Here is a 6,885-nt window from a genome sequence, read left to right on the forward strand (position 1 = left end):
GTATCTTCATAGAATATTTGCATCAAAACGGTTGAAATCATTGCTTACATGTTATAATAGTAGCAAGATATGTAATGAAAAGACATAGGGGGAACAATTTTGGGTAGAAGAATATTAATGTTTTTACTGACGAACATACTCGTATTGACGACCATCGTCATTATCTGGTCGATTATTACGTCCTTTTTTGATATCGGTGGCATCACGAACGCTCAAGGTGAAATCAGTTATCTCACATTAGGAATTTTTAGTTTAGTTGTCGGTTTTACCGGCTCCTTCATTTCACTTGCCATGTCACGATTTATGGCGAAAAAAATGATGGGTGTAAAAGTGCTTGACCCGAGTGACAATTTATCAACCGCGGAACGTCAACTCGTCGAAAGAGTTCATCGCTTAGCTCGTGCTGCTGGCTTAATGCATATGCCAGAAGTCGGGATTTACCAATCACGCGAAGTGAACGCATTTGCGACAGGACCAACGAAAAAACGTTCATTAATTGCTGTATCCAGTGGACTTTTACAATCGATGGATGAAGATGCTGTCGAAGGTGTTTTAGCGCACGAGATGGCTCACGTAAGCAATGGCGACATGGTTACGATGACACTTTTACAAGGTGTCGTAAACACATTTGTCGTGTTTTTGTCACGTGTTGCGGCGATTATCGTTTCAAGATTCGTCCGTGAAGAAATGGCTTATGTCGTACGATTTGCTGCGATTATTATTTTCCAAATTCTTTTCTCCATCCTCGGAAGTATCGTCGTCATGGCTTTCTCGCGTTATAGAGAATACCATGCAGACCGAGGTGGTGCCGATCTAGCAGGAAAAGATAAGATGATTCATGCACTTGAATCGTTGAAAAATCAAGTAGCTGCTGATGACCGTCACGATGATGCAGCCATCCAAACATTAAAAATCAACGGAAAAAGTGGACTTGCTTCACTCTTTTCTTCTCACCCAGATTTGGATGAACGTATTGCTCGTCTACGTGCAAAATAAGCAACATCCCGCCACACGTTTGGCGGGATTTTTTTGATTTCTTTACCAAATGAGTACGGCGACAACCGTCATCACAATTAAACCAATTATGACTGGGAGGAAGTTTTTCCTCACCAACTCCATAACCGAAATTCCACTGAAGCCGGCAATTGCGACAAGTGAGGACCATGCGACAATCGTTCCGCCACCCGTCCAAATTGAACCGAGCTGTCCGATTGCTGCTAGGGTTTCTGGATCTATGCCATTTGTGTTGAGCGCACCTGACAACGCACCGGTCAAAGGCAGACCTGAAAATCCTGAACCATCTAGGCCTGTAATGATGCCGATAATTAAAATCCCAAATGCTGTTAGAAACGCACTTTCTGGGATAATGTTTTGACCCGCTTCGACTAAATCGAATAATAACGCAGGAGCTGTGGCTTCCTCTCCTAATGAAAGAATACTGCCGGAAAACTCATTACTTCCGAGGAAAAAGAAGCCGGCAATCGGGATGACTGGACCCATTGCTTTGAAAGCAAACACGAAACCGTTTGTGATATGCTCACTGATATGATCGAATGCTTTCCCTTTTCCATAGGCTACAGAAGCGGCGGCTAACAGCAAGACAGCAACCCCGCCGATAAAGGCAGCTCCATCGCCTCCGACCAATTCACTTGCTCCCCCGCTATTCACTTTCGTATAGACCATAAAGAGCATGACGAGGAGCATCGAAATCGGTACGGCAAAGGCAAAAAACTTTCTCCATAAAGATAAGTTTTTTGTCTGTAATTTCCGTGTGGTGATTTCTTCTCCTGATTGACCAGGAAGCTTCTTCAGCTCCTTTTCATTGAGCGGATTTTCTGGCTTATTGATTTTTTTATAAATCATCAAATACGCAATGCCAATTGCAATGACGCCTGCAATTAACGAGAGAACTAAAGCTTTATCAGCGATGACTGCAGTTTCTAAATTGCCCGCCGTTGCACTGATGGTCGGCGCAATTTGAATAACGTAATCAGATGACAAGGCCATCCCCTGTCCGGCAATCGCAATCGCCATAGCGCCTCCAATAACCGGCAATCCAGCCTTAACTGCTGCAGGTAACAATAAAGCACAAATAAGTGGAACTGCTGGAGTCGGCCAAAAGAACAATGAAATCACATAGGTGACAACTACCAAGACAAAGAAAGCCAAATGTCCATTCACCATAATTTTTTGAATCGGCTTAATCATTTCCTGGTCAGCACCAAGATCTTTTAATGCATATAACAATGCCACCATAAACGTAATAATCAAAAATATATTGAATAGTTCAGTCGCTGCCGTTAGATTGGCATTGAAGACAGACGTAAAACCAGTAACCAAATTTCCTGTCATCATCCACGCAACAATAAACGTTCCAATTAATGTAGGCAATACAACGCCACGCCTCATCACCATTGTGACAATGACAACGAGCGTTACGAAAGCATACATCCCATGAGCTAAGGTTAATTCCATGATGACGCCCCCTTTTTGAGCATCATATGCATATACGTAGGCATGGGTGACTGTTGATAAAGTGGTTCTAATTGTTGATAAGCATGGGCGGACTGTTGATAAGCGCGCGCTGACTGTCGATAAAACGCTCGTAACTGTTGATAAGCGCTCGCTGACTGTCGATAAATTGCTCGTAACTGTTGATAAGCTCACGCTGACTGTCGATAAACACGCCGAACTGTTAATAACTTTCTATAGATTCAAAATTTATTTTTTGATATGCTAAAAGTAGAAAATTTTAGGAGTGGATCTAATGTCATTACCTACTTGCCAAAATTGCAATAACCAATGGACGTGGAAGATGACTTTTATCCAATTTCTACGATTCAAACGACAATTGACTTGTCCTTATTGTGGTAAAGCACAATATCAATCGAAAGATTCTCTATGGAAAACGAACTTCGTAGGCATGGGGCCTTATATTTTACTGCCTATCCTATTTGGTTTATCAATCCCGTTGACGATCATCATTAGCTATAGTGTAATGATGATTCTAATCTTCTTTTTCATATCACCTTATCTCTTGGGCTTATCAAACGAAGAAGAACCATTATTCTAACACTCAATAGCCGTTTTTTACTTTGTATAAAAAAAGCGAACCGCATCAAGCGATTCGCTACTTCTCAATTATTTTAAATACTTAATCCCTAAATATATGACGACTGAAATAACTGCAATCAACACAATTAAAGCAATCCACGGACCTATACTTCCTGAGTTTCTCTTGATTTTCACAATCGAATACCAAGTCGATAGAACAAGCGCGACAAGTATAAATACAAAAGTAATCAGCATAAGTGAAAACATCGGTTCGTCTCCTTAATGCGGTTGTTTGATTCGTTCGATAAAGGTCCAAGCCTCGCGGAACTCATCTTCTGTAAAGTTTTGTTTACTTTTCACGGTCAGTACTTTTTCTTCTACTTCACTCTTTGAAAAGTTATCAAAGTAAAGCATCGTGGAAACAAGTTCGAGAAAACGAGACGAGTTTGCATTCATTTCCTCGACGAGCGCGGAAATGTTTGGTAGCTTCGGTTTCGTTTGATCCAAAAAAGAAACCCCTTCATCCGTTAATTGATATCTATATTGATGGTACCCCTTTTCTTTCTCCTTATTCTCTTGGATAAAACCTAGATTCGATAGCTCTTCAATACGTGTGGACAACTCCTCGGAGTATGGACCATAGAAATGAAAAGAATATCGTTCTGAAAAATCAATACCGTTTTTCTTTAAAATATAAATCATTTTTTGCAGGCGTTTCCGTCCGACAACTTCCTTCGCTTGCTCAAAAAATGCTAACAGTTTGGCGTGGTCCTCTAACATTCTACTCGACTCCTATCCTCTTAAAATTTCTAAGATTCGTTTCTTTGCTTGTGATTCTTCGGGAAGTTGTTCGATTAAATCTTTTGGAAAATACAACTTATGGTCTGTTCTTTTCTTACCCGAAATCGCCTCTACAATATCAGATAGTCTCGATAGCTCTTTCAATTCTCCATTCGGAAATAGTAAATGGATCGGAAGGCGTTCTTCTTCCTCACCAGGTCGGTAAAAATCATACGGTAAATCAGATGAGGAATCGACTTCTAAGTAGTACGTCGGGTCGATGCCCGCCTCTGCAAAAGCTTCCTTTAATTCAATTAATTCGCGATATCTATTTCCTGGGTCGAACTCAATATATTTAAACAAATCTCGATTGACAAAACGGCGACAGAGATTCGCTAAAATTTCATCCTCTTCTTCTTGCCAAATCTGGAAGTAATAATAAACGATATTTTCATCTAACTTCAAATAATCCTCCACTGATATCTCTTTATTAAAGAAACTTTCAAAGTGGAGTGGTTTTAATGAAAATTGGTATTTCTCACTATGATACAGATGCATTGCGCGGTGCAAAATTTTTGTCAAAATCACTTCTGCACTTCGCGTTACAGGGTGGAAATACACTTGCCAATACATTTGATAGCGGCTCATAATATAATCTTCCACTGCATGCATGCCACTTTCCTTAATCACTAACTGATCTTCTAGTGGACGCATCACACGTAAAATCCGTTCCATATCAAAATAACCGTAACTAACGCCCGTGAAATACGCATCACGTTGTAAGTAATCCATTCGGTCGGCATCGATTTGGCTTGAAATTAAACTGACGACTAGCTTATTTGCATACGTTTTATTAATGACATCCGCGACATCTTGAGGGAAACCTTCGTCCACCCTACGCAAAACGGCATTCACCTCGGTATCGCCGAGGATTATTGCACGCGTGAACTCCTCATGATCTAAATCAAATACCTTTTCGAACGAATGCGAAAAAGGGCCGTGACCCAAATCATGAAGCAAAGCCGCACATAAGCAAACTAACCGCTCGCTTGGATCCCATTCGGGTTGGTCCCGAAAATTTTCAAGAATACGGCGGACAATCTCATAGACGCCCAACGAATGGTTAAAACGACTATGTTCAGCGCCATGGAACGTCAAATTGGTGGTGCCGAGCTGCTTAACACGACGCAACCGTTGAAATTCCGCGGTGCCCACTAAATCCCATATAACTCGATCCCTCACATGAATATAGCGATGGACAGGGTCTTTAAATACTTTTTCTTCCGTAAGTTGCTCATCACGATATGGCATTTTTCCCGACCTTTCTCTTCTATTCGTCCAATCATTTTCTATATTATAGCGTTTTTTCAACAGGAAAAAAACACCTTGACAACGTACCGGGTAATTATTTCACAGTCAAAGTCTTTGCAGGTATGCTTTTAAGCACTTTTTATTTTTCAGAAAACAATGTACGATAATAAAAGAAATGAAGTCTTCAATGCTGAAGGAGGAGCTACATATGCACGAAGTAAAACGATTGAACGCTGACCATGCTGTAGATTTAGTAACACTTGGTCAGCAAGCATATACAGCCAATGCCACGGAATCGAAAGAAAAATTAGATGAGATTATTGAAAAGACAAAAAAGAATTTAGCTCGCGACGACCGTAAATATTATGGAGTCATGCAAGCCGACAAACTGATCGGTTCGATGCAATTATACGATTATGAAATGAATGTTTTCGGCCGTTTTTTAAAAACAGGCGGGTTAAGCTCTGTCGCTGTTGACCTTTTGCATAAAAAAGAACGAATCGCTAAATCCATGGTTGAGTATTATTTAAAACATTATGATGATGCTGGATACACATTTGGCGTGCTTTACGCATTTCGCCCTGACTTTTATCATCAAATGGGCTTCGGTTATGGTACGAAAATGGATCAATATCAAATTGCGCCGCATGCATTCCCGAATTTTGGCTATAAAGGCGACCTCGTCTATTTACAGGAAAAAGATTTAGATCTGCTCGTTGATTGCTATAACCGGTTCGCTGCACAACATCATGGTGCCATGAAAAAAGTAGCTGAGCAATACGAATGGATGATTCAAAAGCCTAATTTCAAATATGTAGGTATTGAAAAAGATGGTCATTTGACTGGCTATGTCGTCTTCTCTTTCATGAAGCGTGAAGACGCAAATAATACGTTATCTAATAACATCATGGTTCACGAATTTGTTTACACGGATGATGATGATTTACGACAATTATGTACCTTTTTGCATTCGCAAAAAGACCAAGTACACCGGATATTTTTCCAAACGCAAGATGAAGCATTTCACCACTTACTGACGGATCCGCGAGACGGCTCTGATAACAAAATTCCTTTCGTATACCATCAGACAAATATTTCAGGCGTCGGATTGATGTACCGTGTCATTAATGTAAAACGATTTTTCATGAATTTAAGCGAGCACCGATTTGGACAATCGAACTTGACGGTGAACTTTGATATTCGGGATTCTTTTTATGAAACGAACGAAAGCGAGGTCACTGTGAAATTTAATGCAGGAAAACCTACTGTTATCCAAGGTGCCAAACCCGATGTGAATGTGACAATCGACATCGCGGATTTCTCCAGTCTAGTTATGGGCGTTGTTGATTTTGATAAACTCCACTTATATGGAAAAATTTCGTTAGATGATCCGTCCTATGTCGAAAAGCTGACTGATCTTTTCCATACGAAAGAGAAACCAATCTGTTTGACGAATTTTTAAGATTGTTTTAATGGACCCACCCACTTTGGCAGTATACTAATTGGGTGGGTCACAATTTTTATCCAAGGGGAAGCTTCGAAAGGTGGAATGGTTGGAGCGGGATTCAACAGTTAAAGCAAAAATCCAGTAGTCACTGTGCTATCTTCAGCAGTCTCAGTGCAAACTTCAGCAGTCTCAGTGCGAACTTCAGCAGTCCCAGTGCAAACTTCAGCAGTCACGGCTCGAACTTCAGCAGTATCAACACTAACTTCAGCAGTATCAGCCCAAACTTCAGCAGT

At 40.6% G+C, this 6,885-nt stretch carries 7 protein-coding genes; 3 read left to right on the forward strand and 4 right to left on the reverse strand.

The window, feature by feature from the left end:
- Positions 1 to 99: 99 nt before the first annotated feature.
- Positions 100 to 996 carry a protease HtpX gene (gene htpX / locus FPQ13_RS06080; protein ID WP_144088438.1) on the forward strand — a complete coding sequence of 299 codons (897 nt, stop codon included), beginning with the start codon at positions 100 to 102 and terminating at the stop codon, positions 994 to 996.
- Between the two features lie 42 nt (positions 997 to 1,038).
- Here htpX and FPQ13_RS06085 read toward each other — a convergent pair whose 3' ends face one another.
- Positions 1,039 to 2,475 (reverse strand): hypothetical protein, encoded by a 1,437-nt coding sequence (locus tag FPQ13_RS06085; protein WP_144088439.1) that lies wholly within the window; start codon positions 2,473 to 2,475, stop codon positions 1,039 to 1,041.
- 292 nt (positions 2,476 to 2,767) lie between these two features.
- Between FPQ13_RS06085 and FPQ13_RS06090 the strand changes: the two genes are divergently transcribed.
- Positions 2,768 to 3,073: a TIGR04104 family putative zinc finger protein gene (locus FPQ13_RS06090; RefSeq protein ID WP_144088440.1), complete on the forward strand. Its 306-nt coding sequence runs from the start codon at positions 2,768 to 2,770 to the stop codon at positions 3,071 to 3,073.
- Positions 3,074 to 3,141: 68 nt separating this feature from the next.
- Here FPQ13_RS06090 and FPQ13_RS06095 read toward each other — a convergent pair whose 3' ends face one another.
- From FPQ13_RS06095 to FPQ13_RS06105, 3 genes are read right to left on the reverse strand one after another with little or no spacing between them, the layout of a single operon-like run.
- Positions 3,142 to 3,321, reverse strand: a complete 180-nt coding sequence (locus FPQ13_RS06095) for a hypothetical protein (RefSeq protein ID WP_144088441.1) — start codon at positions 3,319 to 3,321, stop codon at positions 3,142 to 3,144.
- A gap of 12 nt (positions 3,322 to 3,333) precedes the next feature.
- Complete coding sequence (locus tag FPQ13_RS06100; protein ID WP_144088442.1) at positions 3,334 to 3,834, reverse strand: YwgA family protein; 501 nt, start codon at positions 3,832 to 3,834, stop codon at positions 3,334 to 3,336.
- Positions 3,835 to 3,846: 12 nt separating this feature from the next.
- Positions 3,847 to 5,145: an HD domain-containing protein gene (locus FPQ13_RS06105; protein WP_144088449.1), complete on the reverse strand. Its 1,299-nt coding sequence runs from the start codon at positions 5,143 to 5,145 to the stop codon at positions 3,847 to 3,849.
- 208 nt (positions 5,146 to 5,353) lie between these two features.
- Between FPQ13_RS06105 and FPQ13_RS06110 the strand changes: the two genes are divergently transcribed.
- Positions 5,354 to 6,607 (forward strand): GNAT family N-acetyltransferase, encoded by a 1,254-nt coding sequence (locus FPQ13_RS06110; RefSeq protein ID WP_186279567.1) that lies wholly within the window; start codon positions 5,354 to 5,356, stop codon positions 6,605 to 6,607.
- Positions 6,608 to 6,885: the final 278 nt, after the last annotated feature.

The sequence above is a fragment of the Allobacillus salarius genome (genome assembly GCF_007559425.1).
In the GTDB taxonomy this organism is placed as follows: Bacteria; Bacillota; Bacilli; order Bacillales; family Alkalibacillaceae; genus Allobacillus; species Allobacillus salarius.